The sequence below is a fragment of the Halorubrum pallidum genome, assembly GCF_055380345.1.
Map to the genome: position 1 here is coordinate 714,397 of NZ_AP043945.1, position 25,735 is coordinate 740,131.

30 protein-coding genes are annotated in these 25,735 nt (G+C 69.7%); 15 read left to right on the forward strand and 15 right to left on the reverse strand.

The window, feature by feature from the left end:
• Positions 1–12: 12 nt before the first annotated feature.
• Positions 13–1,959 (reverse strand): DHH family phosphoesterase, encoded by a 1,947-nt coding sequence (locus ACZ45C_RS05285; RefSeq protein WP_460560464.1) that lies wholly within the window; start codon positions 1,957–1,959, stop codon positions 13–15.
• Positions 1,960–2,112: 153 nt separating this feature from the next.
• Between ACZ45C_RS05285 and ACZ45C_RS05290 the strand changes: the two genes are divergently transcribed.
• The 4 genes from ACZ45C_RS05290 to ACZ45C_RS05305 all read left to right on the forward strand — a co-directional run bounded on the left by ACZ45C_RS05290 (position 2,113) and on the right by ACZ45C_RS05305 (position 4,946).
• The gene (locus tag ACZ45C_RS05290; RefSeq protein WP_460560462.1) at positions 2,113–2,634 is read left to right on the forward strand and encodes a Mov34/MPN/PAD-1 family protein; all 522 of its coding nucleotides are present in this window, start codon (positions 2,113–2,115) and stop codon (positions 2,632–2,634) included.
• Positions 2,631–3,131 (forward strand): FAD synthase family protein, encoded by a 501-nt coding sequence (locus ACZ45C_RS05295; protein WP_460560460.1) that lies wholly within the window; start codon positions 2,631–2,633, stop codon positions 3,129–3,131. Before ACZ45C_RS05290 ends, ACZ45C_RS05295 begins: the two co-directional genes overlap by 4 nt.
• Before the next feature lie 97 nt (positions 3,132–3,228).
• Entirely contained in the window at positions 3,229–4,629 is a 1,401-nt protein-coding gene (locus ACZ45C_RS05300; RefSeq protein ID WP_460560458.1) for a heme o synthase, read from the forward strand.
• Positions 4,630–4,703: 74 nt separating this feature from the next.
• Positions 4,704–4,946, forward strand: a complete 243-nt coding sequence (locus tag ACZ45C_RS05305) for an Rdx family protein (RefSeq protein ID WP_460560456.1) — start codon at positions 4,704–4,706, stop codon at positions 4,944–4,946.
• Between the two features lie 52 nt (positions 4,947–4,998).
• Here ACZ45C_RS05305 and ACZ45C_RS05310 read toward each other — a convergent pair whose 3' ends face one another.
• From ACZ45C_RS05310 to hemC, 4 genes are all read right to left on the reverse strand, one after another.
• Positions 4,999–5,400, reverse strand: coding sequence for a hypothetical protein (locus ACZ45C_RS05310; protein WP_460560454.1), 402 nt, complete (start codon positions 5,398–5,400; stop codon positions 4,999–5,001).
• A gap of 205 nt (positions 5,401–5,605) precedes the next feature.
• Positions 5,606–6,379 (reverse strand): uroporphyrinogen-III synthase, encoded by a 774-nt coding sequence (locus tag ACZ45C_RS05315; RefSeq protein ID WP_460560452.1) that lies wholly within the window; start codon positions 6,377–6,379, stop codon positions 5,606–5,608.
• Positions 6,376–7,170 carry a uroporphyrinogen-III C-methyltransferase gene (gene cobA, locus ACZ45C_RS05320; protein ID WP_460560450.1) on the reverse strand — a complete coding sequence of 265 codons (795 nt, stop codon included), beginning with the start codon at positions 7,168–7,170 and terminating at the stop codon, positions 6,376–6,378. Before cobA ends, ACZ45C_RS05315 begins: the two co-directional genes overlap by 4 nt.
• Positions 7,163–8,416, reverse strand: a complete 1,254-nt coding sequence (hemC, locus tag ACZ45C_RS05325) for a hydroxymethylbilane synthase (RefSeq protein ID WP_460560448.1) — start codon at positions 8,414–8,416, stop codon at positions 7,163–7,165. The genes cobA and hemC overlap by 8 nt, the downstream gene beginning before the upstream one ends.
• A 204-nt stretch (positions 8,417–8,620) precedes the next feature.
• Between hemC and ACZ45C_RS05330 the strand changes: the two genes are divergently transcribed.
• From ACZ45C_RS05330 to ACZ45C_RS05355, 6 genes are all read left to right on the forward strand, one after another.
• A complete protein-coding gene (locus ACZ45C_RS05330; protein ID WP_460560446.1) occupies positions 8,621–9,898 on the forward strand; it encodes an aminotransferase class V-fold PLP-dependent enzyme in 1,278 nt (425 codons plus the stop codon).
• 125 nt (positions 9,899–10,023) lie between these two features.
• Entirely contained in the window at positions 10,024–10,524 is a 501-nt protein-coding gene (locus ACZ45C_RS05335; protein ID WP_460560444.1) for a response regulator, read from the forward strand.
• A gap of 110 nt (positions 10,525–10,634) precedes the next feature.
• Positions 10,635–11,060 (forward strand): Fe-S cluster assembly sulfur transfer protein SufU, encoded by a 426-nt coding sequence (sufU, locus tag ACZ45C_RS05340; protein WP_460560442.1) that lies wholly within the window; start codon positions 10,635–10,637, stop codon positions 11,058–11,060.
• Positions 11,061–11,131: 71 nt separating this feature from the next.
• Positions 11,132–11,785 carry an Sjogren's syndrome/scleroderma autoantigen 1 family protein gene (locus ACZ45C_RS05345; protein ID WP_460560440.1) on the forward strand — a complete coding sequence of 218 codons (654 nt, stop codon included), beginning with the start codon at positions 11,132–11,134 and terminating at the stop codon, positions 11,783–11,785.
• 245 nt (positions 11,786–12,030) lie between these two features.
• Complete coding sequence (locus ACZ45C_RS05350) at positions 12,031–13,026, forward strand: Gfo/Idh/MocA family protein (protein ID WP_460560438.1); 996 nt, start codon at positions 12,031–12,033, stop codon at positions 13,024–13,026.
• A gap of 98 nt (positions 13,027–13,124) precedes the next feature.
• Positions 13,125–13,493, forward strand: coding sequence for a thioredoxin family protein (locus ACZ45C_RS05355; RefSeq protein ID WP_460560436.1), 369 nt, complete (start codon positions 13,125–13,127; stop codon positions 13,491–13,493).
• 123 nt (positions 13,494–13,616) lie between these two features.
• Here the strand turns inward: ACZ45C_RS05355 and ACZ45C_RS05360 are convergent, their stop codons facing one another.
• The 8 genes from ACZ45C_RS05360 to cofD form a co-directional block, all read right to left on the reverse strand.
• A complete protein-coding gene (locus tag ACZ45C_RS05360) occupies positions 13,617–13,883 on the reverse strand; it encodes an elongation factor 1-beta (protein WP_256417282.1) in 267 nt (88 codons plus the stop codon).
• 1 nt (position 13,884) lies between these two features.
• Positions 13,885–14,064: an HVO_2753 family zinc finger protein gene (locus ACZ45C_RS05365; protein WP_049983145.1), complete on the reverse strand. Its 180-nt coding sequence runs from the start codon at positions 14,062–14,064 to the stop codon at positions 13,885–13,887.
• A 124-nt stretch (positions 14,065–14,188) separates the two neighbouring features.
• On the reverse strand, positions 14,189–15,424 hold the full coding sequence (locus ACZ45C_RS05370) for a tripartite tricarboxylate transporter permease (protein WP_460560432.1): 1,236 nt from the start codon (positions 15,422–15,424) through the stop codon (positions 14,189–14,191).
• Positions 15,425–15,523: 99 nt separating this feature from the next.
• Positions 15,524–15,718 (reverse strand): 30S ribosomal protein S17e, encoded by a 195-nt coding sequence (locus tag ACZ45C_RS05375; protein ID WP_460560430.1) that lies wholly within the window; start codon positions 15,716–15,718, stop codon positions 15,524–15,526.
• Positions 15,719–15,822: 104 nt separating this feature from the next.
• Positions 15,823–16,461: a DUF447 domain-containing protein gene (locus ACZ45C_RS05380; protein WP_460560428.1), complete on the reverse strand. Its 639-nt coding sequence runs from the start codon at positions 16,459–16,461 to the stop codon at positions 15,823–15,825.
• Positions 16,458–17,558, reverse strand: a complete 1,101-nt coding sequence (locus ACZ45C_RS05385; protein ID WP_460560426.1) for a triphosphoribosyl-dephospho-CoA synthase — start codon at positions 17,556–17,558, stop codon at positions 16,458–16,460. Before ACZ45C_RS05385 ends, ACZ45C_RS05380 begins: the two co-directional genes overlap by 4 nt.
• Positions 17,555–18,373, reverse strand: coding sequence for a beta/alpha barrel domain-containing protein (locus tag ACZ45C_RS05390; protein ID WP_460560424.1), 819 nt, complete (start codon positions 18,371–18,373; stop codon positions 17,555–17,557). Before ACZ45C_RS05390 ends, ACZ45C_RS05385 begins: the two co-directional genes overlap by 4 nt.
• Positions 18,370–19,404, reverse strand: coding sequence for a 2-phospho-L-lactate transferase (gene cofD / locus ACZ45C_RS05395; RefSeq protein WP_460560422.1), 1,035 nt, complete (start codon positions 19,402–19,404; stop codon positions 18,370–18,372). Before cofD ends, ACZ45C_RS05390 begins: the two co-directional genes overlap by 4 nt.
• Positions 19,405–19,499: 95 nt before the next feature.
• On the opposite strand from cofD, the gene ACZ45C_RS05400 reads away from it, so the two are divergent.
• Both ACZ45C_RS05400 and icd read left to right on the forward strand, forming a co-directional pair.
• A complete protein-coding gene (locus tag ACZ45C_RS05400) occupies positions 19,500–20,993 on the forward strand; it encodes an HTTM domain-containing protein (protein WP_460560420.1) in 1,494 nt (497 codons plus the stop codon).
• Positions 20,994–21,149: 156 nt separating this feature from the next.
• Positions 21,150–22,412 (forward strand): isocitrate dehydrogenase (NADP(+)), encoded by a 1,263-nt coding sequence (icd, locus tag ACZ45C_RS05405; RefSeq protein WP_460560418.1) that lies wholly within the window; start codon positions 21,150–21,152, stop codon positions 22,410–22,412.
• Between the two features lie 143 nt (positions 22,413–22,555).
• Here icd and ACZ45C_RS05410 read toward each other — a convergent pair whose 3' ends face one another.
• A complete protein-coding gene (locus ACZ45C_RS05410) occupies positions 22,556–22,993 on the reverse strand; it encodes a DUF5809 family protein (RefSeq protein ID WP_460560416.1) in 438 nt (145 codons plus the stop codon).
• Between the two features lie 36 nt (positions 22,994–23,029).
• Entirely contained in the window at positions 23,030–23,527 is a 498-nt protein-coding gene (locus tag ACZ45C_RS05415) for a DUF5810 domain-containing protein (protein WP_460560414.1), read from the reverse strand.
• A 134-nt stretch (positions 23,528–23,661) separates the two neighbouring features.
• Between ACZ45C_RS05415 and ACZ45C_RS05420 the strand changes: the two genes are divergently transcribed.
• The 3 genes from ACZ45C_RS05420 (at position 23,662) to ACZ45C_RS05430 (ending at position 25,714) form a co-directional block, all read left to right on the forward strand.
• Positions 23,662–23,910 (forward strand): hypothetical protein, encoded by a 249-nt coding sequence (locus tag ACZ45C_RS05420; RefSeq protein WP_460560412.1) that lies wholly within the window; start codon positions 23,662–23,664, stop codon positions 23,908–23,910.
• 114 nt (positions 23,911–24,024) lie between these two features.
• Positions 24,025–25,269: a translation initiation factor IF-2 subunit gamma gene (locus ACZ45C_RS05425; RefSeq protein WP_460560410.1), complete on the forward strand. Its 1,245-nt coding sequence runs from the start codon at positions 24,025–24,027 to the stop codon at positions 25,267–25,269.
• Position 25,270: 1 nt separating this feature from the next.
• Positions 25,271–25,714 carry a PIN domain-containing protein gene (locus tag ACZ45C_RS05430; RefSeq protein WP_460560408.1) on the forward strand — a complete coding sequence of 148 codons (444 nt, stop codon included), beginning with the start codon at positions 25,271–25,273 and terminating at the stop codon, positions 25,712–25,714.
• Positions 25,715–25,735: the final 21 nt, after the last annotated feature.

Below are 25,735 nucleotides of genomic sequence, written 5' to 3' on the forward strand. Positions count from 1 at the left end.
GTTCCGGCGCGGTCAGTCGTCGAGCGCGGCCGTCGAGGAGAGCGCCTCGTCGATCTCCGCGTCGGCCATCTTCTCGACGAGCGTCTCGATGACCGCCCCGCGCCGGCCCTTCACGAACTTGATCGAGCCGACGACGAGGTGGCCGCCGCCGGAGACGCCGGCTTCGGGAAGCTCCTCGTTCAGTTCGGTCACCATGTTCGGGATGTCGAGCCGCACCCCGTCCGAGCGGAGCACGCAGAAGTCCGGTCCGTAACCGATCGTGATGACGGGATCGCCCGTCTCTTTGACCCGCGTGTCGTGAAGCTCTCCGGTCGTCTTTCCGGGTGCGGGATAGGTGAACCGGTGAGCGTACTCGTCGAGATCGATCCGGTACAGGTGTGCGCCGGAGGCCAACCGCTCGTGCTCGACGTGGTCGTCCAGCGCGGCGAGCTGTCGGTCCACGTCGCGCTCGGCACGCTCGGCGAGGAACTCGACGAGTTCCTCGTGGCGCTGTTCGTCGTCGCAGCCGACGTTCAGCGCGTCGTTGACGAGCGTCTTCCCCTCCGAGTAGCGTAGCCAGTGGGCGGCGTAGTCGAGCGCCTCGCCGATGTCGAGCAGATCGGACTCGTCGTAGCCGGCCTCGTCGGCGAGCGCGACGTAGTCGTCCATCGCCTCCGCCTTAGAGCGGTCGGAGAGCCCGGCGACCGCGGGAACGTGTTCCAGTTCGTCTGTGATGGACGGGTCGATAAGCCGGGCGAGTTCGACGCACATCATCCCCGTCGTGATCCGGTAGTCCTCGTCGTGGAGGTACGGGTTCACGTGGGCGTCGAGCAGGGGCTCGACGGCCGCCGGATCGGGGTGGTGGTGGTCGACGACCGCGATCGGGATGTCGTAGTGGGCGAGGTTCTCGTAGGCGGGAACGTCCTCCTCGGTCGACCCGTTGTCGAGCATGAGCAGGAAGGGGAGCTTCTGTCCGTGGCGGGCGCGTCCCTCCAACGCGAAGTTGAGGTCGCGCGTCACGTCCTCCATCTCGTAGTACGGGGCCTTGCTCGGGAGCCGCTTGAATAGGTGTCGAGCCGCGTCGGGGTCCCCGTGGACGTCGCGTACGACGTTCTCTAAGGCGAGCTGTACCGGGATCGCCGCGCACATCCCGTCGCCGTCGGCGTGGTGACGGACGCGTATCGGGCGACCGGTGAGCACGGTCCGGCGCAGCAGCCGGGCGAGCTCGCGGAGGTCGTCGTGGATCGGCTCGAACGCCTCCCACTCGACGAGCGGGTCGACGTCGGCGGGCTCCGCGCGCTCGTCGAGCGCGTCCTCGAACCGCTCGCGCGCCTCCACGGCGCGCTCGTCGGAGAGCCGTTTCAGGGAGTCGACCTCCAGCTGGAGCGCGTTCTCGCGGGTCTCGACCGTGCCCGAGACGTGGACCATATCGCCGACGCTCACCTCGGGGTACGCCCGGACGCCGGCCTCCTCGAAGGCGGCGCAGGAGAGGACGCCGGTGGCGTCCGCGACGGCGAAGATCGTCGGGCCGCCGGTCTGTTTCGCCTGCACGACCTCGCCCTCGACGGTGACCTCGTCGCCGGGAGAGAGCCCGTGAACGCGCGAGACCGTGGGCTCGTGGGCGATCGTCTCGGTTCGGTAGTCGTCGAGATCCGCGTCGTCGAACGCAACGTCGCCGTTCGGCTTCACCTCGGTCAGCCGCACGACGAGTCGGTCGCCGACGGCGTAGTCGTCGTCGAGGTTCGACTCGTGGACGAGCCCGCTCACGGCGTCGGAGACGTCGACGAAGACGCCGTAATCGACGATGCCGTTGACTTCGGCGTGGTACAGCGCGTCGACATCGGTGTCTTCGAGCGTGCAGTCCGGTGCCAGATCGTAGACGGTCGGCCGGTCGTCGGCCGCCCCTTCCGCCGCCTCGGCGTCGGGTTCGAGGCTCGAATCGCCCCGCGTGCCGGAATCCCCGGCGGTGTTCTCGCTCATGGGCGCTCATCGGAAGCGACCCGGGTTAAGCCTGTTCTCTCGCGTCTCCACCGTGGACTCGGAGCTGCCGGACGACACTCGCGACCGGGCCGGCGGTTCGGAATCGACCCTCGGTCCGGAATCCCTATGAGGCGACGGCGACTGCGTTCGAGCATGCGACTGTTCCGCTCGGACGAACTCCTCGGCATCGCCCGAGAGACCATGGAGTTCATCCTCGAGGCGAGCGAGGAGAGCCACCCCAACGAGTACATGGGGTTCCTCCGCGCGGACGACGCCCGCAAGCTCGACGTCGACCGAGACGGGCAGGTCATCACCGACGTGCTCGTCATCCCCGGGACGGAGTCGAACCCGACCAGCGCCAGCGTCCGCACGCACATGAAACCGAACGACATGCGGGCGGTCGGCTCTGTTCACTCGCATCCCAACGGAGCGCTCCGTCCGAGCGACGCCGACCTCTCGACGTTCGGACAGGGACGCGTCCACATCATCGTCGGCGCGCCCTACGGCTGGGGCGACTGGAAGGCGTTCGACAACGACGGGAGACAGACGACGCTCGACGTCCTCGACGTCGAGGTGCCCGACGAGCACTTCTTCGATTTCACGCAGGAAGACATCGACCGCGAACTGGTCGACGAGCGGCGCGACGACAGCGGGTTCCTCTCGTGGTTCCGATGACTCGGGTCGTCGCACAGGGGACCTTCGACCTGTTGCATCCGGGGCACGTTCACTACCTCGCGGACGCGGCGACGTACGGCGACGAACTGCACGTCATCGTCGCGCGACAGACGAACGTCACGCACAAGCCGAACCCGATCCTGTGTGCTCGCCAGCGCCGCGACATGGTCGACGCGCTCGATTCGGTCGACGAGGCCCATCTCGGGCATCCAGAGGACGTGTTCGTCCCCATCGAGCGGCTCGATCCGGACGTGATCGTGTTGGGATTCGATCAACACCACGACGAGGCGACCATCGCAGACGCGCTCGCCAAGCGCGGGATCGACTGCCGAGTCGAACGCGCCACCAGCCGCGAGCCCCGATACGACGACGAGGTGCTGTCGAGCGGCGACATCGTCGATCGGATCCTCAGGCGACGGACCGCGGCCGGCGATGTGGACGTGGCCGACGACGGGGACGTGGCCGACAACGGGGACGTGGCCGGCGACCGCTCGTGATACGTCCGGACGCGGATCGCGTTCGGCCGCGAGCCGCCACTCGCTCGTCACCCGCCGAAGCGCGGGACATATATGGATCGGTTCCTAACGCCGCTACGTGACGATACCCGACCGATTCCCCGCGGTTCTGGCCGCGACGGCGATGGGCGTTTACCTCCTGCTCGTCGTCGGCGCGACCACGTCGCTCACCGACGCCGCGGCGGCCTGCGGGGGCTGGCCCGCCTGTAGCGGCGGCACCGGTCTCCCGTCGTCGCCGGACGGGTGGATCGCGCTCGGACACCGTCTGACCGCGGTCGTCGTCGGGTTTCTCGTGGTGACATCTGTCGCGCTCGCGTGGCGCGAGGGCGCAAGCCGTCGGATACGCCTCGCGCTCGCCGGGGCGCTGCTGTTGTATCCGGTTCAGGCGGCGATCGGCGCTCTCGTCGCCGTCGGCGCGCTCCCCGCCGCCCTCGGTCCCCTTCACTTGCTTCTCGGCGTGATCATCTTCGGCGCGGTCCTCGCCGGACTCGCGTGGCGGTTAGAGGATGAGACCGGAGACGACGACGCGCCGGTCGACTTCGATCTGGGGACGGACGACCTCCCGCCGGTCGAAGACGCGCCGGCGCCGGAGATTCCGACGGCGACCCTGCCGCGGCTGCGGGCGACCGCAGCCGCCTACTTCCGGCTCATGAAACCGCGGCTGATGTGGCTGCTCTGTCTCGTCGCCGCCGCGGCGATGGCGCTGGCCGGCGGGCGGGGGTTCACCCCGTACGTCGTCGGCGCGACGCTCGTCGGCGGCGCGCTCTCGATCGGCGCGTCGGGGACGTTCAACCACGTGTTCGAGCGCGACATCGACAAGCGGATGCAGCGGACGAGCGACCGACCGCTCGCCACCGACCTCGTGTCGGTTCGCAACGCGTTCGCGTTCGGTGTGTCGTTGGCGGCCGTCTCTCTCGGCCTCTTCTGGAGCGTGAACCCGCTCACCGCCGCGCTCGGACTTGTCGCGATCGTGTTTTACAGCGTCGTCTACACCCTCGTGCTCAAGCCGAACACCGTGCAAAACACCGTCATCGGCGGAGCCGCCGGCGCGCTTCCCGCGCTCATCGGTTGGGCGGCGGTGACAGGCACGGTCGGCGGCGGCGGGCTGCTGCTCGCGCTCGTGATCTTCCTGTGGACGCCCGCGCACTTCTACAACCTCGCGCTGGCGTACAAAGACGACTACGAACGCGGCGGCTTCCCGATGATGCCCGTCGTCCGCGGCGAGACGGCGACGCGGCGACACATCGTCTGGTACCTCGGCGCGACGCTCGTCGCCGCGGTCGCGCTCGCGGCCGCCGCCGATCCGCTCGGCGCGCTGTACGCCGCCGTCGGCGTCGCGCTCGGCGCGGTGTTCCTCTGGACCGTCGTTCGACTGCACTACGAGCAGACCGAGGCCGCGGCGTTCCGCGCGTTCCACGCGTCGAACGCCTACCTCGGTCTCCTGTTGTTCGCCGTCGTCTTCGACGCGCTGGTGATCTGACCTGTCGTCGTGTTCGGCTACGGGGCACACGCGGCCGGCACCGCGTTTAACCTGTCTCGGACCCAACCGGGTGCATGACCCGCGTCGAGATCGAGTACTGCGTACCGTGCGGTATGTTGAACCGGGCCCGAGACGTCTCCGAGGCCGTTCTCCGGCAGTTCGGCGAGTCGATCGACGAGGTCGCGTTGGTGACCGGCGACGATGGCGTGTTCGTCGTTCGCGCCGACGGAGAGACGATCTTCGACGCGACCGACGATGCGTACGATGTCGACGAGATCGTGCGCGGGGTGCGACCGCACGTCGACGAGAGGACCTGACGAGCGCCTGTCGCGAACGGGCCGTGTCGTGTGTCCGCGTGACGACGGCCGCTCAGATCGTCGAATCCACCTGCGGCGACCGTCCCGAGGGCGTTCGCGCCCACCCACTCGCCGTCTCGGGGTCGTTGAACGACTCGACCGTGACCCCGTCGATGTTGATAGTCCGTTTGAGGTACTGACGCTTCGACCGCTCGCCGACGACGGCGAACCGCTTCACACCGCGAGCGACCGCGATCTGGGCGGATTCGCGGAGGGCGCGCCGGCCGGCATCCGAGCACGGGCGGCTCGTCCGCACGACGATCACGACGGCGTCGATCGGACGGTCAGCGGTGACGGTCCGCCATCGATCGAGCAGCGCCTCGCCGTCATCGGGGCTCAACCCCGTTCCGTGCGGAAACTCGATGACGAGCATCTCGTCGTCGACCCGCAGCGTCCAGCGCTCGCTCGATTCCATGCCATTATCTCCCAGCTATCGGATAATAAATCCGTGCACCTCATTTTCAGAAGTGATATTTAGATGGAGGAGATACTGAACGCGCCTTTTCTCCTCACCCGGCCCGAACACAGCGGTTTGACGGGATTCGAGTGACTGGCAGTTCGCCCGGTGGTATCGTTCCCGAGAACAGGCGGAAGACCGAATACCGTCTCGGCCGATTCGGTCAGCGCTGGGTCGCCGTCTCGACGACGGCGGTCGCGAGCGCTTCGAACTCGGCGTCGTCGGGGACGACGTCGACGTCGATTCCGTGCTCTGCCGCCGTCTCCGCGGTCGGCGGTCCGATTGCACCCACGGTGGCCGTATTCAGTCCCGCGACCGCCGCGTCGCGGAGGTCCCGCTCCGAGGCCGCGTCGAGGAAGTGCTCGACCGTGAGTGACGAGGTGAACGCCGCGGCGTCGAGTTCGCCGGCGGCGGCCAGTTCGGCCGAATCACCGGCCTCCGGGGGACGCGTCAGGCGGTACAACACCGTCTCGGTCGGTCTCGCGTCCGCCTCGCGGAGTCCGTCCAAGAGCACGTCGCTGCCGTGGTCCGAGCGCGCCACCTCGACGCGCTCGCCCGCCACGCGCGCTTCGAGCGCCGCGACGAGCCCCGCCGACGTGTACTCGTCGGGGACGACGTCGACGGTCCACCCCGCGTCTCGGGCCGCACCGGCGGTCGCGGGACCGATCGCGGCGAGCGTCGCGTCGCCGGGGTCCCAGCCCGCCTCGTCCGCGAGTTCGACGCCGGTCTTGCTCGTGAGGACTACGAACGGGGCGTCTCGGGGGACTGTACCCGTCGGCTCGACGGCGAGCATCGGGTCCGTGACCGGGTTCGCGCCGAGCGACTCAAGGAACGCGGCGGCGGCGTCGATCCGGTCGTCGGCCGGCCGGAACACGGCGACACTGGGGCGGGAAGCGTCACCGCCTCCGGACGCGTCATCGGCGTTCGCGCCGCTCACGCCACGTCACCCCCGTCGGAGTCGTCGAGTTCGTTCCGCAGGAACGCGACCACCCGGTCGCGGGTCGCGGCCACGTCGCCGATCACGGTGACGGCCGGCGGCTCGATCCCGGCTTCGTCGCGGACCTCGACGATCGAATCGAGCGTGCCCGTCGCCACGCGCATCTCGGGCCACGTGGCGCGCTCGACCAGCGCGACGGGGGTGTCGCCGTCGAGCCCGGCCTCGCGGAGCGCCGCGGCGTACCCCGGGAGCTTGCCGACGCCCATCAGCACGACGATGGTGCCGCCGGTCGCCGCGAGCGCGTCCCAGTCGACGGCGGACTCGTCTTTCGTCGGGTCCTCGTGGCCGGTGACGAAGGAAACGGAAGAGGCGTGGTCTCGGTGAGTCACCGGAATTCCGGCGACCGCGGGCCCGGCGATCGCGGAGGTCACGCCGGGAACGACCTCGAAGGGGACGCCGGCGTCGGCGAGGTGTTCGGCCTCCTCGCCGCCTCGACCGAAGACGAACGGGTCGCCGCCCTTGAGGCGGACGACGGACTTCCCCTCGCGGGCCAGTTCGACCAGCCGGCGATTGGTGTACTCCTGCGGTGTCCACTCGCCGCCGGCGCGCTTGCCCACGTCCTCCCGTTTCTCCTCGGGGATCTCGCCGAGGATCTCCGGGCCGGGCAGTTTGTCGTGGAGCACCACGTCGGCCGACTCGATCAGCCGAGCCGCCTTCACCGTCAGCAGCTCCGGGTCGCCCGGACCGGAGCCGACGAGGTAGACGGTACCGAGGGGCGAACCGTCACTCATCGTCCGCCTCCTCTCGCGCCGCCGCCTCCTCGTCGACCGCCGTCTCCTCGCGCGCCGCCGCGATCAGGTCGTCCGCGCCCCGGTCCGCCAGGTCCGCCGCGAACGACTCGGCGGCCTTCGCGTGCGATCGGATCGGCAGATCGCGGGTCGCCGCGACTTCCTCGGTCCCGTCCGTCGAGAGAACGCGGACCCGTGTGTGGACGTGTTCGCCCTGCACGAGCGCCGAGACGCCGATCGGCGCGACGCAGCCGCCGTTGAGTTCGCCGAGGACCGTCCGCTCGACGGTGACCGCCACCCGCGTCCGCGGGTGGTCGATCGCGGACCGAATCTCCTCGACCACGTCGGGGTCGGTCGCCGTAACCGCGATCGCCCCCTGTCCGGCGGCGGGAACGAACTCCTCGCGGGGGAGTCGCGAGGTCTCGACCTCGTAAAACAGATCGGAGCGGCGGAGGCCCGCCTCGGCGAGGACGATCGCGTCGTACTCCGTCTCGACCTTGCGCTCCATCGCCGCGCGTTCCAACTCGGAGAGGGAGTCGAACCACTCCTCGACGGTGCGCTCGAACGCCTCCTCGGAGCCGTCCGCGTCTCCCTCGCTCTCACCCGCGTCGTCACCGACTGCGTCGGCCGCATCGTCGTCGAGGGCGTCCCAGTTTGGCTCGTCGGCGTCGGGAGTCCCCTCGCCGGCGGCACCGTCTCCTCCCGTTTCGGCCGTCATCGCGCTCGCCTCGCCCGAGGCGATCAGTCGGCGCTCGTGTTCCGCCTGCAGTCCGGGCGCGAGTAGTTTCTCGATCCGGGTATCGACGTTGCCGCGGAGCGGCTCGACGACCACGTCCGGCCGCGCGGCCGTGATCTGTGCGGTCCGTCGGAGCGACCCCGTCCCGACGACGGACCCCGACGGGAGGTCCTCGATGCCGAGCCCGTCTGGGTGGACGAGCACGTCGCCTGAGGGGGCGCGCTCGGGGACGCCCGCGACGACCACGTCGTCCATCCCCTCGGTCGGAACGTCTTTCAGCGAATGGACCGCGAGGTCGGCGTCGCCGGCGAGCACCTCCTCGTCGAGCGCGCGGACGAACGCGCCGGTCCTGCCGAGTCGGTGGATCAGTTCGTCCGGGATCTGGTCGCCGCGCGTCTCGACGCGCCGGATCTCCACGTCGAGGCGGCGGCTCGATAAGGCGTCGCGGACGGTCCCGGCCTGTTCGAGGGCCAGGTCCGACCCGCGGGTGGCGAGCCTGAGTGTCTCGGTCATACCCGAACGGAGGTCCCCCGCGTTCAAAAGGGCACTAGTTCGGCCGTCACGCCCGACCGCGGGCGGCGCGTGAAATCCGGCCGCGATCGGAATACGGTCGAGGCGGTCGGCGTCGCCGGCGCGTGCCCGAGAGCGTCCGTCTCCGATACGGGCAACACGTACCGGACCGAAGGTGTGTTAGTGCTCGGGCCCCCATATCGGACAATGGGAGTCCAAGAACAGTACCCGTTCGACGTGGAGGCGGTTCGGGACGACTTCCCGATCCTCGATCGGAAGGTCGGCGGTGACCCGGAGACGCCCGGCCAGGGCGAGGGCGACGACACGCCGCTCGTCTACCTCGACAACGCGGCGACCTCGCACACGCCCGACCCCGTCGTCGACACGATCGCGGACTACTACCGCGGCTACAACGCCAACGTCCACCGCGGGATCCACCAGCTGAGTCAGGAGGCGTCCGTCGCCTACGAGGAAGCCCACGACACCGTCGCCGACTTCGTCGGCGCCGCGGGCCGCGAGGAGATCGTCTTCACGAAGAACGCGACCGAGGCGATGAACCTCGTCGCGTACGCGTGGGGACTCGAAGAGCTCGGTCCGGGCGACAACGTCGTCCTCACCGAGATGGAACACCACTCGTCGCTCGTGACGTGGCAACAGATCGGAAAGCGGACCGGTGCGGACGTTCGGTTCGTCGAGGTTACCGACGAGGGCCGACTCGACATGGACCACGCCGCGGCCCTGATCGACGACGACACCGAGATGGTCTCCGTCGTCCACGTCTCGAACGCGCTCGGGACGATCAACCCGATCCGCGAGTTGGCGGACCTCGCGCACGACCGCGACGCGCTGATATTCGCCGACGGCGCGCAGTCGGTGCCGAACCGGCCGGTCGACGTGGCGGACCTCGACGTCGACTTCCTCGCGTTTTCGAGCCACAAGATGTGCGGTCCGACCGGGATCGGTGCCCTGTACGGCCGCGAGGCGCTCCTCGACTCGATGCAGCCGTACCTCTACGGCGGCGACATGATCCGGCGCGTCTCCTTCGAGGACTCCACGTGGGAGGACCTCCCGTGGAAGTTCGAGGCCGGCACGCCCTCCATCGCACAGGGGATCGGCTTCGCGGCCGCGATCGACTACCTAGACGAGATCGGAATGGACCGGATCGAATCGCACGAGAGCCTACTCGCCGAGTACGCACACGACGAACTGTCCGCGCTCGGCGGCGTCGAGATCTACGGTCCGCCCGGTGACGACCGCGGCGGGCTCGTCGCGTTCAACGTCGAGGGCGTCCACGCGCACGACCTCTCGAGCATCCTGAACGACTACGGCGTCGCGATCCGCGCGGGCGACCACTGCACCCAGCCGCTTCACGACGAACTGGGCATTTCCGCGTCGGCGCGAGCGTCCTTCTACGTGTACAACACCGTCTCAGAGATCGACGCCCTCGTCGAGGCCGTCGGCGAGGCACGCGATCTGTTCGCGTGAACAGCCGTCGTGGGGCGTGACAACGGCCGTCTCACAACTATTATCGTCTCCCCTCTTCGATATGACGACGTAAGAGCAACGTCCACAGTCATTTTGCGCCGCGCTGTGGCTTCGCCCACCCACTAATGACCACCTACCCGCCTTCACCCCCGACCGACGACCGTGCCACCGCCTCCCAAGGTCGCGGGGAGACCGATCCGATCGAGATCCTGCACGTCGAACCGAGTTCGCGCGTGGCGGAGCTGTTGGCGGCGTTCGCCGACCAGGCTCCGGATCGGTTCGTCGTCCGCTCGGTGGACCGAGTGACGGCGGCGATGGAGTCGGTCGAGGACGCCGACTGCGTCGTGACCGAACAGCGCCTCCCCGACGGGACGGGCGTCGAACTCCTCGGACACGTCCGGCGTGCCGGAAGCGACGTGCCCGCCGTGTTTCACACCACCTGTCGCGGCACCGATGTCGAGGCCGCCGCCATCGCGGCCGGCGCGGACACGTACCTTCGGAAGACCTCGGAGCGGGGACAGTACGACGCCATCCTCGATCGGGTCCGATCGCTCGTGGGTGACGACCGGCCCGACCGGACGGTGGCACCCGCCACCGCGGACGCGCCGGAGACGCACGAGGACTGAGACGGGCGTATCTCGGGGACACCCCGGACGTTCGGTTCCGGGCCGTCGGTGTCGGCATCCCGCCGGCCGACGGAACCCTTTTGGCCCGCACTGGCGTATTCACGGTCGATATGGGACTGGGCTCGGACATGTACCGACAGCAGATCCTCGACCACTACAAGAATCCACGCAACTACGGGGAACTCGAGGATCCGGACTTCACGCACGTCGGTGAGAACCCCTCGTGTGGCGACACGATCCGGATGGAGATCGACCTCGATGACGCAGGGAAAGGGATCGAGGCGGTGCGGTTCACCGGCGACGGCTGCGCCATCTCGATGGCGTCGGCGAGTATGCTCTCCGAACGGCTCCACGGGATGTCCGTCGAGGAACTTGACGCGCTCGACACCGACGACATCACCGAGATGCTCGGGGTCGACATCTCGCCGATGCGCGTGAAGTGTGCGGTGCTCGGACGGCAGGTCGCCCAAGACGGTGCGAAGATCCACCGCGGCGAACTCGACCCCGACCGGACTCGCACGAAGACCGAGGAGTAGTCGGGTCGCAAGGACGGGTCGGTCGTCTCGAGCCCACGGAACTTTTGCTCGTGAGTCACGTTTGTCCGCGCATGAGCGACGGGTTCGACAAGGAGGCCGAACGGGAGAAGCTCCGCGAGAAGTTCGCGAGAGACGATAAAAAGCGTGAACACACCCAACGGATGTCGGAACTCCTCTTGCAAGGCGCGACGATGACGAACCGCCACTGCGACGACTGCGGCGATCCGATATTCAGACACGACGGCCGGGAGTTCTGCCCGACGTGTCACTCGGGCGAGTCGAACGACGCCGCGAGCGCCGCGGATCAGTCTGCATCCGACCCGCAGACGGGAGCCAACACAAACAGCACGGCCGGACCGCGAGACGGAGACGATAACGGTTCCGGCATGCCTACGATTGAGTCGACCGGCGCTGACGTGCCTGCTAACCCGTCCGGCCCCGACGCGTCCACCACTGACACGTCCTCCGGCGCGTCCACACCTGACGCGACCACCGACGCGTCTGCCCCGCGATCGCAGCCACGGGGCGGTGAACCGACCGACCGATCAGAGACCGCTGGTTCTCGGACTGGTGGCTCCGGTACCGTCGCCGACGCTCGCCAGTCGCTCATCGAGACGCTCGTGCGATTTTCCCGCAAGGCCGAGGCGACCGACGACCCGCGTCGCGCACGCGAGTTCCTCCAGGCGGCGCGCGAGGCCGCCGAGGCGCTTGCGGCGCTGGACTGACCCGTCCGCAGTCGATTCCTCGCTCTCGGTCCGCGATCCGGAAGATCGATACGCACTCGGATCCGCAAGCACCGTCCCGAAGGCAACTGGGCGATCGAGGGCTGGAGACGCGAGCAGCCGGCGGTATCTCGACACGGAACGATCGTCACTCCGACCGCCGGGCTCCGGATCGGACGTGACACACAGTCCCGCGCGTCCGGGCGGATCCACGGTGCTTTTTGACGGGTCGACGTCCCTGTCTGCGTATGCCAATCGCAAACGACGGACTCACGTTCGGCGTGCTCGGGACAGCGGGAATCGCCCGTAAAGCCGTTATTCCGGCGATCGCGGCGAGCGACCACGCGGTCGGTGCGATCGCCTCACGCGACGGGGACCGCGCGGAGCGGTTCGCGGCCGAGCAGTCGATCCCGCGGAGCTACGGGTCGTACGACGCCCTTCTCGCGGACGATTCGCTCGACGCCGTCTACGTCCCGCTTCCGAACGGCGTCCACGCCGAGTGGACGACGCGCGCCGCCGACGCGGGGCTGGACGTCCTCTGTGAGAAACCGCTCGCGGTCGACGCGGCGGAGGCGCGAGCGGTGGTCGATCACTGCGAGGACCGAGGCGTCACGCTGATGGAGGGGTTCATGTATCGTTACCATCCGCGTACCGAGCGCGCAGTAGCGCTCGCCGAGCGCACGCTCGACGACGTGCGCACGGTGACCGCGACGTTTCGGTTCCCGCTGTACGACCGCCCGGACGACGTGCGACTCGATCCCGATATCGCCGGCGGATCACTGATGGATGTCGGGTGTTATCCCGTCTCGCTCGTCAGGACGGTGCTTGGTGACCCCGACCGGGCGTACGCGGAGACGAACGACACCCGCAACGCCGGCGTCGACACCGAGCTCGCGGGCGTGTTGGCGTACGACGACGGCCGCTCGGCGCGGGTCGCCTCCGGGTTCGACACCCAGCTCGTCCAGCGGTACCGGATCGACGCGACGAACGGCTGGATCGCCGTCGAGCGGGCGTTCGACGCGCCGGCGGACGAACACGTCGAGTTGACCTACGAGGTCGACGGTCGCCGCGGAGTCGAGACGTTTGACCCGGTAGACCAGTACCGGCTACAGGTCGACCACTTCGCCGACTGCGCCGCCGGCGGCGCGAGTCCGCGGACCGACGGCACAGAGGCGATCGCGAACATGCGGGTCATCGACGCGCTGGCCGAGAGCGCGGCGACGACGAGTCCGATCGACATCTGACACCCCTGATGCTCCACGCCGTGTGCTCGTCGGCGGACAGCCACGGATGAGGCACGTTCGAGGGGTGTGTTTATATCCGCACGAACCCAATAGTGCGTGTGAGTTCCAATATCGAGAGCGATGGGGTACCGAGCGACGGGCCCGCCCGACGCCCAGTGTCTCTCACCGATGAAGACGCGCTCGACGCGTTCGTCGCCGACGCGGACGCGGCGCTCGTCGAGTTCTACACGGACGGCTGCGGCATCTGCGCGAGCATGGAGCCCGTCCTCGGCAACGTCGCCCGCGCGGTCGACGTCGACGTCGCGCTCGTGAACCCCCGCGACGACCCGCCGCTCGTCGAGCGCTTCGACGTGCGGAGCGTTCCGCTGTTCGTGCTCTTCGTCGACGGCGTTCCCGTCGCGCGGCGCGCCGAGGGGTTCATCGCCGGCGACGACCTGACGGCGTGGGTCGACGAACACGTCGCGTGACCTCGCGGCATTCGGTTCCGGCGTGACCGATACCGCGCGTCGACCGGGGTGTAACGGTCGCTACTCGGCTACGATATGGCAGAAAACCCTTCGCAGTACGCGTCCGGCGTGAGCGGTACCGGCTCAGAGTCGACCGACGTTCTCGACGGCGACGGACTCGACGCCCTCGACTTCGGTGAACGCCTCCTCGACTGCCTCGGTGCCACCTGCACCGTCCGGGACGATGACCGTAGGGAGGAGGGCGACCAGTCCGAACGCGACGTCGTCGCGCTGGAATCCGCGGATCTTCGCGCCCTGCGGGAGCGACTCCTCCAGACGGTCCTGAAGGTCGTCGAGGTCCACGTCGGGACTGTCCGGCATGACCTTGATCTTGGCGGCGACATCGCCCATGTTAGGGCCCCCGGAAGCCGCAGTCGTGACACTCGTAGAGGTTGCTCTGCTTCCGGCACTTCGCACACCGGTGGATCGTCGCGCCGCAGTCCGGACAGGAGAAGCGCGCGGCGTTCATACCGGCGACCTGGATGCCACAGGAGACGCACTGTCGAGCGCCCTGCGTTTCGCTCTCGCTCATACTCGATCCACCACCGCGCGACTTTTAACCGTTGTTCTTTGCCCTCGTCGGCGTCCGATCGAGTGTCACGCAGTACCGCGGTTCGCCTCGATACCGTCACGTGCGTCGCCCGTGATCGGCGGTCTCACCCCGCGATTAGCGGACCGATCAACACGCCCATCAGGTGCACCCGCCGCGTGCCGACTCGGGGAGGGAACAGCCCGAGAACGCCGGAGACGGCGAACACTCCGACGCCGAACGCGCCGGCGAACGCGAAGGAGATCCCGACGAGAAGCACCAGAACGCCGACCGACAGCCGCGTGTAGTCGGCGGTCCCGACGGTACTGAGATACCTGTCTCCGAGGAGTACCACCAGCGTGAACCCGCAGACTGCGGCGGTCGCCGCCGCGACGAGCAGAATGGGGAGCGCGAGCGGTACCTCGGCCCGGTCGATGGCGACGGTTACCCCGGTTCGGGGCGTGCCGAGCGCCGCGAGCGCGAACAGAGCGAAGATGGTGTTCGCCGTGTTCGCGCCGCTCGTGGCGACGATGAAACCACGGTCGCCCTCGGACCGCGGGATCGCGGGGAGCGCCGCGACGGCGGCTATGGCGGCGGAGACGCCCGGAATGTACCCGACGATCGCGCCCGAGAGCGACCCCGCCCCCGCGCTCACGCCGAGGTCTCGCGGCGTCATCGTGATCCGCGCGTCGGCCTGCGGCGGTACTCCCTCCCCGCCGAGCGCGTCGACGAGCACCGGCGCGCCGAACAGCCCGGCGAAGAGCGGCGCGAGGATACCGCCCGCATCGAGCGGTGCCGCGGGGTCGACGTCGAGCGTGGCGAGTCCCAGCGCGGCGCTCGCCAAAAAGGCGATCACCCCGCCGACGGCGGCCCGCTTCGAGGACTCCGTGAGTACGAGCGCGGCGACGACGCCGGCGAGGAGGAGCGGGAGGTGCGCGCGGACGGTGGGGTACCCGCGAACCATGACCCACGTGATCGGGATCGCGAGGGGGACGGCGAGCGCGACCGCGAGCGCGGAGCCGACCGCGGACAGCCGCAGCGCCTCGCGCCCCCGACCGGCGATCACGAGCCGGTGGCCGGGGAGCGCCGCGACCGCCGTGGCCGCGTCGGGAACGCCGAGCGCGAGCGCGGGGACGATGTCTAGGAACGAATGCACGACGCCCGCGGCGAGCATCGCGATCCCGACGAGAAGCGGGTCCCCCGGGACCGACGGCGCGAGCCCGGCCAGAAGCAGCGCGAAGTTGTTGGCGTGGAGCCCCGGGACGAGCCCGCTCGCCGTCCCGAGCGCGACGCCGCCCAACAGGAACGCGAGCGCGGCCACCGAGAAGGTGGGGTCGACGACGGGTCGAACGAACGCATCCATCTCCCCGAGGTGGCCGCGGTTTCGAATATAAACGCTCGTCCGACGGAGCCCGGCCTCTGTCGGTCGCTTCGAGTCGTCGCTGGAGAATACGAAACGCCGTTACGCGGGCTGTGCCGCCTGCGCCTTCTTCCGGGTGACGTAGCCGGCGATCCGGTTACGGACGCCCTTCGACTCGACGGTCGTCAGCGCGGTGACGCTCTCTTTGTTCGTCTCGAAGTCCGTGTTGAAAGAGTCGGGATACCGCTCCAGCAGGACGTTCCCGAGCTGTTTGATGTACTTGGGTTTGATGGCCATACCGAGCGGTACCCTCGGGGCGAACTAAAAGGGTTCGTTCCGCCGCGAGCGGCCCCGAGGCGAGTGTGTCAGTCAGCGGGGGACGGGACGAGACGGTCCGTGGCTCACTCGCGACCCGCTCGTCGGTCGCGCCACGCGGTCGCCTCGTCGATCCGCACGAACGCCTCGCGCTCGGCCGGCCCGCCGCAGCGCTCGACCACGTCACCGAAGTACGACAGCCGGTCGAGGAGCGTCTCCTCGTCGAAGCCGGGAACGTCGAGCCGCGAGGCCGCGACCGTCGCGTCGACGACCGCGCCGAACCCGCGGTTCGTCGTCGGGACGCGCTCTGTGAGCACCGCGCTCTCGACCGGATCGAGCGCCCACGTCCGGATCGTGGTGTCTCCTTCGGTCTCGCTGGCGATCTGCTCGGCGTCCACCTCGACCCAGGCGTCGGCGGTCGCGAGCACCGGGTCGTCGACTTCGTGGACCGTGAGCGCGGCGTCGACGAACGTCCGCGGGTCGGCCGTGAACTGGACGACACCGCCGCCCCGCTCCGTGAAGTTGCGCCACGTTCGCGTTCGCCCGTACGTCCGCGCCGTGACCGGATCGCCGGGGGAGTCCGGCGCGTGGAGGCCGAGCGCCGCGGCGTTCCACCGGCCGTTCGGGCCGAGCGTCGTCACCACGGACTCCGTGACGCCGCGGAGCCGGACGGGCCACCCGTTGGGCGCGGAGGCGGGATCGCCCCCACCGTTCTCGGTAGTCACAACGCGACCTCCGCGCCGCGCCTGAGCGCGACGTACAGCGCCGCACAGGTGAGATCGGCGGTCGTTCCGGGATTGATCTCCTCGTCGACGAACGCGTCCGCCAGCGCCTCGACGGCGTCGAGGTCGATCGCGTGGACCGCCTCGGGAGACGGCGGGCCGCCGATCGACCCGGTCTCGCGGCCGCGAGAGGTGTCGAGTGCGCTCTCGCGGTCGCCGCTCACGATCGCGGCCGCCCTCGCCGTCGCGCCTCGCGCGGCGGCGGGACCGTGGTTCGTCGCAACGAGCGTGTCGGGTTCCGTCGAGAGCAATCCGAGGAATGCCCGAGCCGCCCGGTCCGCGAGCGGACCGTCGTCGGTCAGTATCCACTCGGCCGCGCGGAAGGTCCGCGGGAACCCCTCGACCCATTCCTGCGCGTTGCGGTCGGCGACGCGCTCCGGTTCGTCGGATGGAGGGTCCGATCCGCCTCCCCCGACCGCGTCGTTACCGTGGGGGCCCGCGGAGTCCGGCGGTTCGCTGTCGCCGACGGACAGTGCCATCACGTCCCGAAGCGTCGCCTCGCGCTTTCTGAGCGCGGGCTCGGCGTCGCCGCCGCGGCGCACGTCAAGGGCGTCCGCGTCCGCGGGAGGCTCTGCGACCGCGACGTCGACGCGCTCGAACGACCGGTAGAACGCGACCGCGTCGTCGACAGTCGTGGTCCGCGTCACCCGATCGACGCCCGCGCGCGAGAGGTCGCCGGCGGCGGCCGCCCGCACGAGCGGGACGAGGAGCAGCAGACAGCCGAACTGGGTGTTCGTCCCCGCGCGGTCGGCCATCCCCGTGACGGCGCGCTCGAAGGCGACGCCGACGGGCGGCCGATCGTCATCGATCGGGCCGTCGCCCGTCTCGCCGTCACTCCCGTTGCCAGCGGCCAGTTCGAGCCCGGACCGAGCCCCGACCGCGCCGCCGAGGAACGACTCGAACCGGAGGCCACCGAGGTCCCGTCGTCGGTCGACGTTTCCGGGCTTCGGCGTTCCGGCGACTTCGAGGAGCATCGCGAGGACCGCGTCGTCGACCGGCGACGGGTCGCCCGCCGGGGGCCGGTCGCCCTCGGCGGTCACGGCGACGCCTCCGATCGCTCGTCTGCGTCGACCTCCGACAGCGACCCCTCTCGCCACGCCGTCACCGCGTCCGCAACGCGAGCGAGGGCCGCGGGCCGATCGCTCGGTCGGCCGACGCTCACGGCGCCGGCGCCGTAGGCGGCGTACTCGGCGACGGTTCTCCGACCCCTGACGCCGTTGTTCGCGATCACGGTGAGGCCGTCGTCGGGGCCCGTCGGGCCGGTGTCTGAGAGGTCGCGAACGACCCGCTCAGAGTCCATCGCGTCGACGTGGAGCCAGTCCGCGCCGGCGTCCGCGACCGCGTCCGCGACGGCGACGAGGTCGACGCCGTCGACCTCCGCGCGGGCCTTCACGCTCGTCGTCGCCCCCGTCCGCGCGGCGACCGAGACGTACTCGGTGAGCCGGTCCGCGTCGCGAAGCAGCGACTCCCCGCACCCGACCTCGCGGAGTTCCGGCTGGCGGCAGTGGGCGTTGATCTCACAGACCGCGTCGCGGTCGGCACAGACCGCGGCCGCCTCCCGGACCGGCCCGACGGTCGCGCTGCGGACGTTGACGCCGGCAACGACGGGGGCGTCGGCGACCGCGTCGAGCTGGCCGCCGATCCACTCGATCGGATCGTCGGGGAGGAACTCCGAGCGGTCGCGGGAGACGAGGTCGCGCGCCGCCGACCGGCTCGGCGGATCGAGCGCGATCCCGCCCAGCACCGCGGCGTCGACGTGGGGGGCGGCCCGTCGGGCCCAGTCGGCGTCGGCCGCGCCGCTGAGGCTCGCGGCGACGAGGAACGGGGGATCGAGGTCGCTCGGCCGGGGCCTCATCCCGTCACCTCCCCGTCGTCGGGGCCGAGACCGCCCGAGTCGACCGCGGCCAGCGCGCGTTCGCATGCCCGGGCGACGCGCTCGGCGTCGTCGGCGTCGTCGATCCGGGTGTCGGTGCGCTCGACGCGGCGGTCGAGGCGCGTCGGGTCGTCGTCGTCGAGCACGAACGCGTCCGCGAACGGGTAGCTCTCGGCGACGCCGGCGGTCGAGGGCTCGGCTCCGGTCCCGGCCATCAGATCGGCGGCGGGCCCCGAGAACACTTCGTCGCCGACGAACGGAGAGACCGCGACGACGGGCGTCTCCCGGAGCGCGCGCTCGAAGCCGGGAACCGCGAGCATCGGCCCGATGCTCGTGACGGGGTTCGAGGGGCCTATCACGACCGGGTCCGCGAGCGCCGTCCGGACCGCGTCCGTCAACGCCGCGGCCTCGGCACCCCGGAACTCCACGTCGGCGACGGGCGGCTCGCCGCGGCGGGCGACCCAGTACTCTTGGAAGTGGAGCGTCTCGCCGGCCTCGGTGTGGATGAGCGTCGCGACCGGGTCGTCGGACATCGGAGAGAGATCGACGTCGAGCCCGAACGCGTCGGCGAGCGTGCGCGTGACCTCGGTGAGCGTGCGTCCCTCGTCGAGGAGGCCCGTGCGGGTGAGATGCACCGCGCGGTCGCGATCGCCGATCTCCATAAACTCGCCGACGGCAGAGAAGCGCCGCCATCGAGCGATCGCCCGGCCCGCGGTCTGCGCCTCGTCGTCGAGGTATCGCGGCCCGGAGTCGACCGCTATCTCGTCTGCGAGCCGTCGGAGTTCCCCGTGTGTTTCCGTCGTGTCGCCGTCGATCCCCCACCAGGTCTCGCGGTCGAGGACGTCGCCGCCCGCGAACAACACGGTGTCGACGTCCGGACAGACGAGGTGGCCGCCGAGTTCGACGTCGTCGCCCGTGTTTGCGACGACCGAGACGTCCCCGGCGTCCCACACGCGGGTCGCTCCGTCGAGAAGCTTCGGCGTCCCCGTGCCGCCGGCGAGGAACGTGACCATACCCGACGCACGCGGCGACCGGTTTTGTATCCTCGGTCCGCCGGCCGCCGTTCCCCGCAAGACCTATCTCCGCGCCTCGGAGAGACGGCACCACTGTGAGCGAGGACGGAAGCCGATCGTGGGCCGACCGCCTGCGCGCAGCGGCGAGCGAGCGCCTCGGCGTCGACCGCCGCGCGCTCGCGGCGCTCCGGATCGCGCTCGGGGTCGTCCTCCTCGTCGACCTCGGGCTCCGCGCGCGGAACCTGACGGCGTTTTACACCGACTCGGGCGCGCTTCCCCGATCGGCGCTGGCCGAGGTGTATCCGCTCGTTGCCCGCGTCTCGCTGCACGCGGTCTCGGGCGACCCGCAGGTGATAGCGGCGCTCTTCGCGCTCGCCGCCGTCGCGGCCGCGGCGCTCGCGGTCGGCCACCGGACTCGACTCGCGACCGCGGCGTCGCTCGTGCTTCTGGCGTCGCTGCAGGCGCGGAATCCGTTCGTCCTCAACGCGGGCGACACCCACCTGTTACAGCTGCTCGGCGTCGGGCTGCTGTGTCCGCTCGGATCGCGGTGGTCGATCGACGCGGTCCGACGAGGAAGAGACGCCGCGGACCGCGACGGCGACGACGTCGACCGGTTCGTCGGTCCGGCGTCCGCACTGCTCTTGGCCGTCACGCTCGTCGTCTACGTGTCGAACGCGGTCGTGAAGCTCCGCGGCACCGCCTGGACCGGTGGCGAGGCCATCGGTCGGGTGTTCCGACTCACCTACCTCCACGGACCGTTCGGCGGGCTCGTCCCCGAAACCCCTGGCCTCCTCGCCGCGGCCACCTACGGCTGGCTCGGACTCCTCGCCGCCGCGCCGCTCCTCGTCCTCGCCGCGAGGCGGATCCGGACGGCGCTGACGGCGATCTTCGTCGCCACCCACCTCGCGATGGCGCTCGTGCTCCAGATCGGGGTGTTCCCGCTCGTGTCCGCCGCCGGTCTCCTGCCGTTCCTTCCGTCCGCGGTGTGGGACGACGTCGAGACACGCCTCGATGCGGTCGCGCCGCGACTGAGGCAGGCGGTCGGCCCGCACCACGCGCCACGGAGTGAACCGGTCGCCGAGATCGATCGGGTTGCGTCGGTCGGCCGTCGCGTCCTACCGGCCGTCGCCGCGGTCCTGCTCGCGGCGCTGCTCTGCTGGAACGCGTTGGCGCTCGGCCTCGTCGCGACGCCGGAGCCGGTCGCCGCGGTGAGCGACCCCGCCGAGAGCGGGTGGGACATGTTCGCCCCGGACCCGCCGACGACCGACACGCTCGTGCTCGCGACGGCCGCGACCGCAGAGGGGTCCCGGGTCGACGCCCTGCACGGCGACGCCGTCGCGACCGACAGACCGCCCTCGGACGCCCGCGCGTATCCGACCGCCCGGTGGCGGAAGTTCCTCACCCTGCTCGCCGACTCGCCCGAGTCCGCACGCACCCGCCACCTCCTCGCGCACCTCTGTGATCGCGCGAGCGGACACGCGGACGCCGAGATCGAGCGCGTCACGGTCTCGATCGTCTCGGTCGACATCGGCGGCGGCGACGAGACACAGGTCAGACCGCTCGGCGGACGGCGGTGTGGCGATCGGTGACCGATTCGGGCTGGCGCGTCCGCCGCGTCTGTCCGCCGGAGGCCGCCCTCGCGGCCGCTACAGTCGAATCCAGCCCCCTTTTCGATTTCCGGCGAGTGCGACGCCAGCGGCAAAGCGGCAGGCACTTTAGGGGGCCCCAAGAATCCACGAACGTTCATGAGCTACGACAAGGTCGACGTCCCCGAAGACGGCGAGGCGATCACGCTCGCCGACGAGGAGACAGGCGAGCTGAACGTCCCGTCGAATCCCATCATCCCGATCATCCACGGCGACGGGATCGGGACCGACGTCGGACCGGCAGCACAGAAGGTACTCGACGCCGCCGCGGAGGCGACCGACCGCTCCATCGCGTGGATGCGCGTCTACGCCGGTGAGAGCGCCCGCGAGAAGTACGACGAGAACCTCCCAGAAGACACGGTCTCGGCCATTCGCAGCCACCGCGTCGCGATCAAGGGGCCGCTTACGACGCCGGTCGGTGCGGGCTTCCGATCGCTGAACGTCGCGCTCCGGCAGACGCTCGACATGTACGCGAACGTTCGGCCCACCTACCACCTAGAAGGTGTCCCGTCGCCCGTGAAAAACCCCGAGGCGATGGACATGATCACCTTCCGTGAGAACACGGAGGACGTCTACGCCGGCGTCGAGTGGGAGGCCGAAACGGACGAGGTAGAGGAGGTACGCGAGTTCCTCGAAGACGACATGGAGATAGCCGACGTCATTCACGACGGTCCGGTCGGGATCGGCGTCAAACCGATCTCGGAGTTCGGCTCGAAGCGGCTCATCCGCGAGGCGATCGACTACGCGATCACCAACGACCGCGACACCGTCACCCTCGTCCACAAGGGCAACATCATGAAGTTCACCGAGGGCGCCTTCCGCGACTGGGGCTACGAGGTCGCAGAGGAGGAGTACGGCGAGGACGTCATCACCGAGGACGAGCTGTGGGACGAGCACGACGGCGAACAGCCCGAGGGCACGGTCGTCGTGAACGACCGCATCGCCGACAACATGCTCCAGCAGCTTCTCACCCGCACCGACGAGTACTCCGTCATCGCGACGATGAACCTCAACGGCGACTACATGTCCGACGCCGCCGGCGCGCAGATCGGCGGCCTGGGAATCGCCCCCGGCGTCAACTACGGCCACGGTCGTGCGCTCGCCGAGCCTGTCCACGGCTCCGCGCCCAAGTACGCCGGCGAGGACAAGGTGAACCCCACCGCGATGATCCTCTCCGGCCGCGAGATGCTCGATTACCTCGGCTGGTCCGACGCCGCCGACCTCGTGCGCGACGCCGTCGAGGAGACCATCGCGTCCGGTCAGGTCACCTACGACCTCCACCGCCAGATCGACGGCGGCGAGAAGCTCGCGACGAGCGAGTTCGCCGACGCCGTCGTCGAGAAGATCGACGAGCTCGCGTAAGGGCCGGCTTCCGCGGACGCGTCGGGTCGCCCCCGACACTCCGATTTCTGCTTTTTTTTTAAATGCGAACTCACAGCGCGTCGACCGCGTCGGCATCTCGATTCGATGGTCTGCGTGACGACAGTCCGCGACGATGGCCCGCGTTACCGACCCGAGGCGTAGAACTCCTCGCGGTACACGCGTCCGAACGCGTTCCGGCGGAGGGTGCTCGCGGCCGCGTCGGGCTCGTCCTGGTACGTCGCCGCGACGACGGTGTCGGCGAACGGGACCGGATGCCACGCGACGTTCTCGACGTTCTCCGATCCGATCCGCGTTACGTCCTCGGCGTCGAACTGGCTGTCGGCGAGCCACGCCTCGAACTCGCTCTCGTCGCCGACGTGGACTGCGAGCAGCTCCGAGAACGTGGCGTCGCGGGCGGTCTGGACCACTTCCGGGGTGACGCGTTCGTCGTACTCGTCGGCGTCGAACTCCATCGCCTTCGTCGCCTCGCGGACGACGACCTGTGCGACCGGGCCGACCTCCTCGTATCGTTCGAGCGCGTCGGTGCGAGTCTCCGGGGCGAACGTCCCTCTGGTGTGCATGCCCCCGATTCGACGTCGACGGGAAAGGGCGTTCCGTTACGCGGTCGGATCGTCGCGTTCGGCGTCGCCGTTTCGGTTGGTGTCGTCGTCGCGGTTGGCGTCGTCGTCGTCCGCCGATCCGTCGGATAGCATCTCGCGCGTCATCTCTTTCGCCTCCTCCAGCGCCTCGGCGGTCTCCGGGTCGGTCGCGCCGCTCTCATCGACGACACCGGGGCTCGCGGCGGAGCCGTGTGCGTGACCGCGTCCGTCGTGGGCGTGGTCTCCGCGCGCGCGACCAGCGTGCGCGCCCACGTCCACGTCCGGCCGCCCGCGATCGACGGTGTCCTCGAACACCTCGTGGTACTCGGCCGCCTCGGCGTGTTCGGTCACCTCGGCCGCGAGCCCGTCGGGGTCGCGGTCTGCCCAGTCGGCGACGTGGTCGTCGAGCCACTCGGCGTGGTCGTCGCCGTGGAGCATCGCCGTGAACGCGAGGTGGTGTGCGAGGTGTTCGCCGTCGCGTTGCGGCGTCTCACAGACGGGGCACGCGTATCCCATGTCGAGCGGGGCTACGGCCGTGAGGCGTAAATCTGCGTCGAACGGAACCGGACCGAACGGTGGCGCGTGGCAGCGTGAGACATAACGGCAGGTGTCGGGTGCGGCTTAACCCCCTCCGGCACCAAGTGGCCTGCATGATCGCAGACTCACAGGACCGATTGCTCGGACTCACGGTAGCCGCCTTCCTCGCCACGCTCGCCGGCGAACTGCTCGGAATGACGCTCCTGATCAGGATCGGCGTGACCAGTTTCTTCCTCGCCGTGGCGGGGCTGTTGGCAGTTATGACCGTCATGCTGGTGCTCGGGGTCAGTCGGACGTCCGGCCCGGATATGCACGCCCCGATTCTCACCGACCGCGTCTCGACGACGCCCGGCGAACGCTGATCTGTCGATGCGAACCGAGCGCGGTCGTCGCCGGCGCCTCGCCACTATAACAGCAACTTTATCACTCGCACGGGGCGAATTTCCGGTAAGACTACTCCGTTAGGAGGTCCAACAGTGACTGAAGCCAACACACAACCGGAGGTGAACATCGGTCTCGTCGGTCACGTCGACCACGGGAAGACGACGCTCGTGCAGGCGTTGTCCGGCTCGTGGACCGACCAGCACAGCGAGGAAATGAAACGCGGAATCTCGATCCGATTGGGGTACGCGGACGCCACGTTCCGCCGCTGCCCCGGCGTCGACGCGCCCGAGTGTTACACCGTCGACGAGGAGTGCGAGGACGGCTCCGAAAGCGAGCCGATCCGGACGGTCTCGTTCGTCGACGCGCCCGGCCACGAGACGCTGATGGCGACGATGCTCTCGGGCGCCTCGATCATGGACGGGGCCGTCCTGGTCGTGAGCGCGACCGAGGACGTCCCGCAGGCGCAGACGGAGGAACACCTGATGGCACTCGATCTGATCGGGATCGAGAACGTCGTCATCGCACAGAACAAAGTCGACCTCGTCGACCGCGACCGCGCCGTCGACAACTACCGACAGATCCAGGAGTTCGTCGAAGGCACCGTCGCGGAGGACGCGCCGATCGTCCCCGTCTCGGCGCAACAGGAGGTCAACATGGACCTGCTCATCGACGCGATCGAGACGGAGATCCCGACGCCCGACCGCGACCCCGGCGAGAGCGCTCGCATGTACGCGGCCCGCTCGTTCGACATCAACCGACCGGGTGCGACCGCGGCGGACCTCAAGGGCGGCGTCGTCGGCGGCTCGCTCGTCAGCGGCGAGCTGTCCGTCGGCGACGGGCTCGAGATCCGGCCCGGCCGCGAGGTCGACGAGGAGGGACAGACGGAGTGGCGACCGCTCGAAACGACGGTCCGCTCGCTGCAGGCCGGCAGCAACGACGTCGAGAGCGCCCGTCCGGGCGGTTTACTCGGCGTCGGCACCGGGCTCGACCCGAGCCTGACGAAGGGCGACGCGCTCGCGGGACAGGTCGCGGGCGAGCCCGGCACGCTCCCGCCGACCCGCAACGAGTTCGAGATGCAGGTCGATCTGCTCGACCGCGTCGTCGGGAAGGAAGACGACGAGAGCGGCGAGAGCGACATCGAGGAGATAAGCACGGGCGAGCCCCTGATGCTCACGGTCGGCACGGCCACCACCGTCGGCGCGGTGACGAGCGCTCGCGACGGCGAGTGCGAAGTGAGCCTCAAACGGCCCGTCTGCGCCGAGGAGGGCGCGCAGATCGCGATCAACCGACGGGTCGGCGCGCGGTGGCGGCTCATCGGCGTCGGGACTCTCTCGTAACGTGACCGAAACCGCCCGCGGAAGCGCTCTCACGGCAGAGGAGTCGGCGGGTGCGGACGCCGCCGCACCGGTCGTCGCGCTCGACGCGAGCGCGCTCATGGCCCCGGTCGAGGCGAACGTGCGGCTCTTCGAGGAACTCGATCGGCTCCTCGGGGCCTACGAGTCGGTCGTTCCCGCGGCCGTGCTCGCCGAACTCGACGGATTACGGGCCGGGAACGGCGCGGAGGCGACCGCGGCGAGCGTGGGCGCGGACCTCGCTGCGCGGGCAGAGACGGTGGAGACGGCGGAATCGTACGCGGACGACGCGCTGGTCGAACTGGTCACCGAGGACCGGGTCGACGGCGTCGTCACCAACGATCGACCGCTTGCGAACCGGGTGCTGGAGGCGGACGCACCAGTAATCGGTTTAAGGGGTCGGAACACACTGGCGATAACGGAACCCTAGCGGACGCGGACAACCAACACT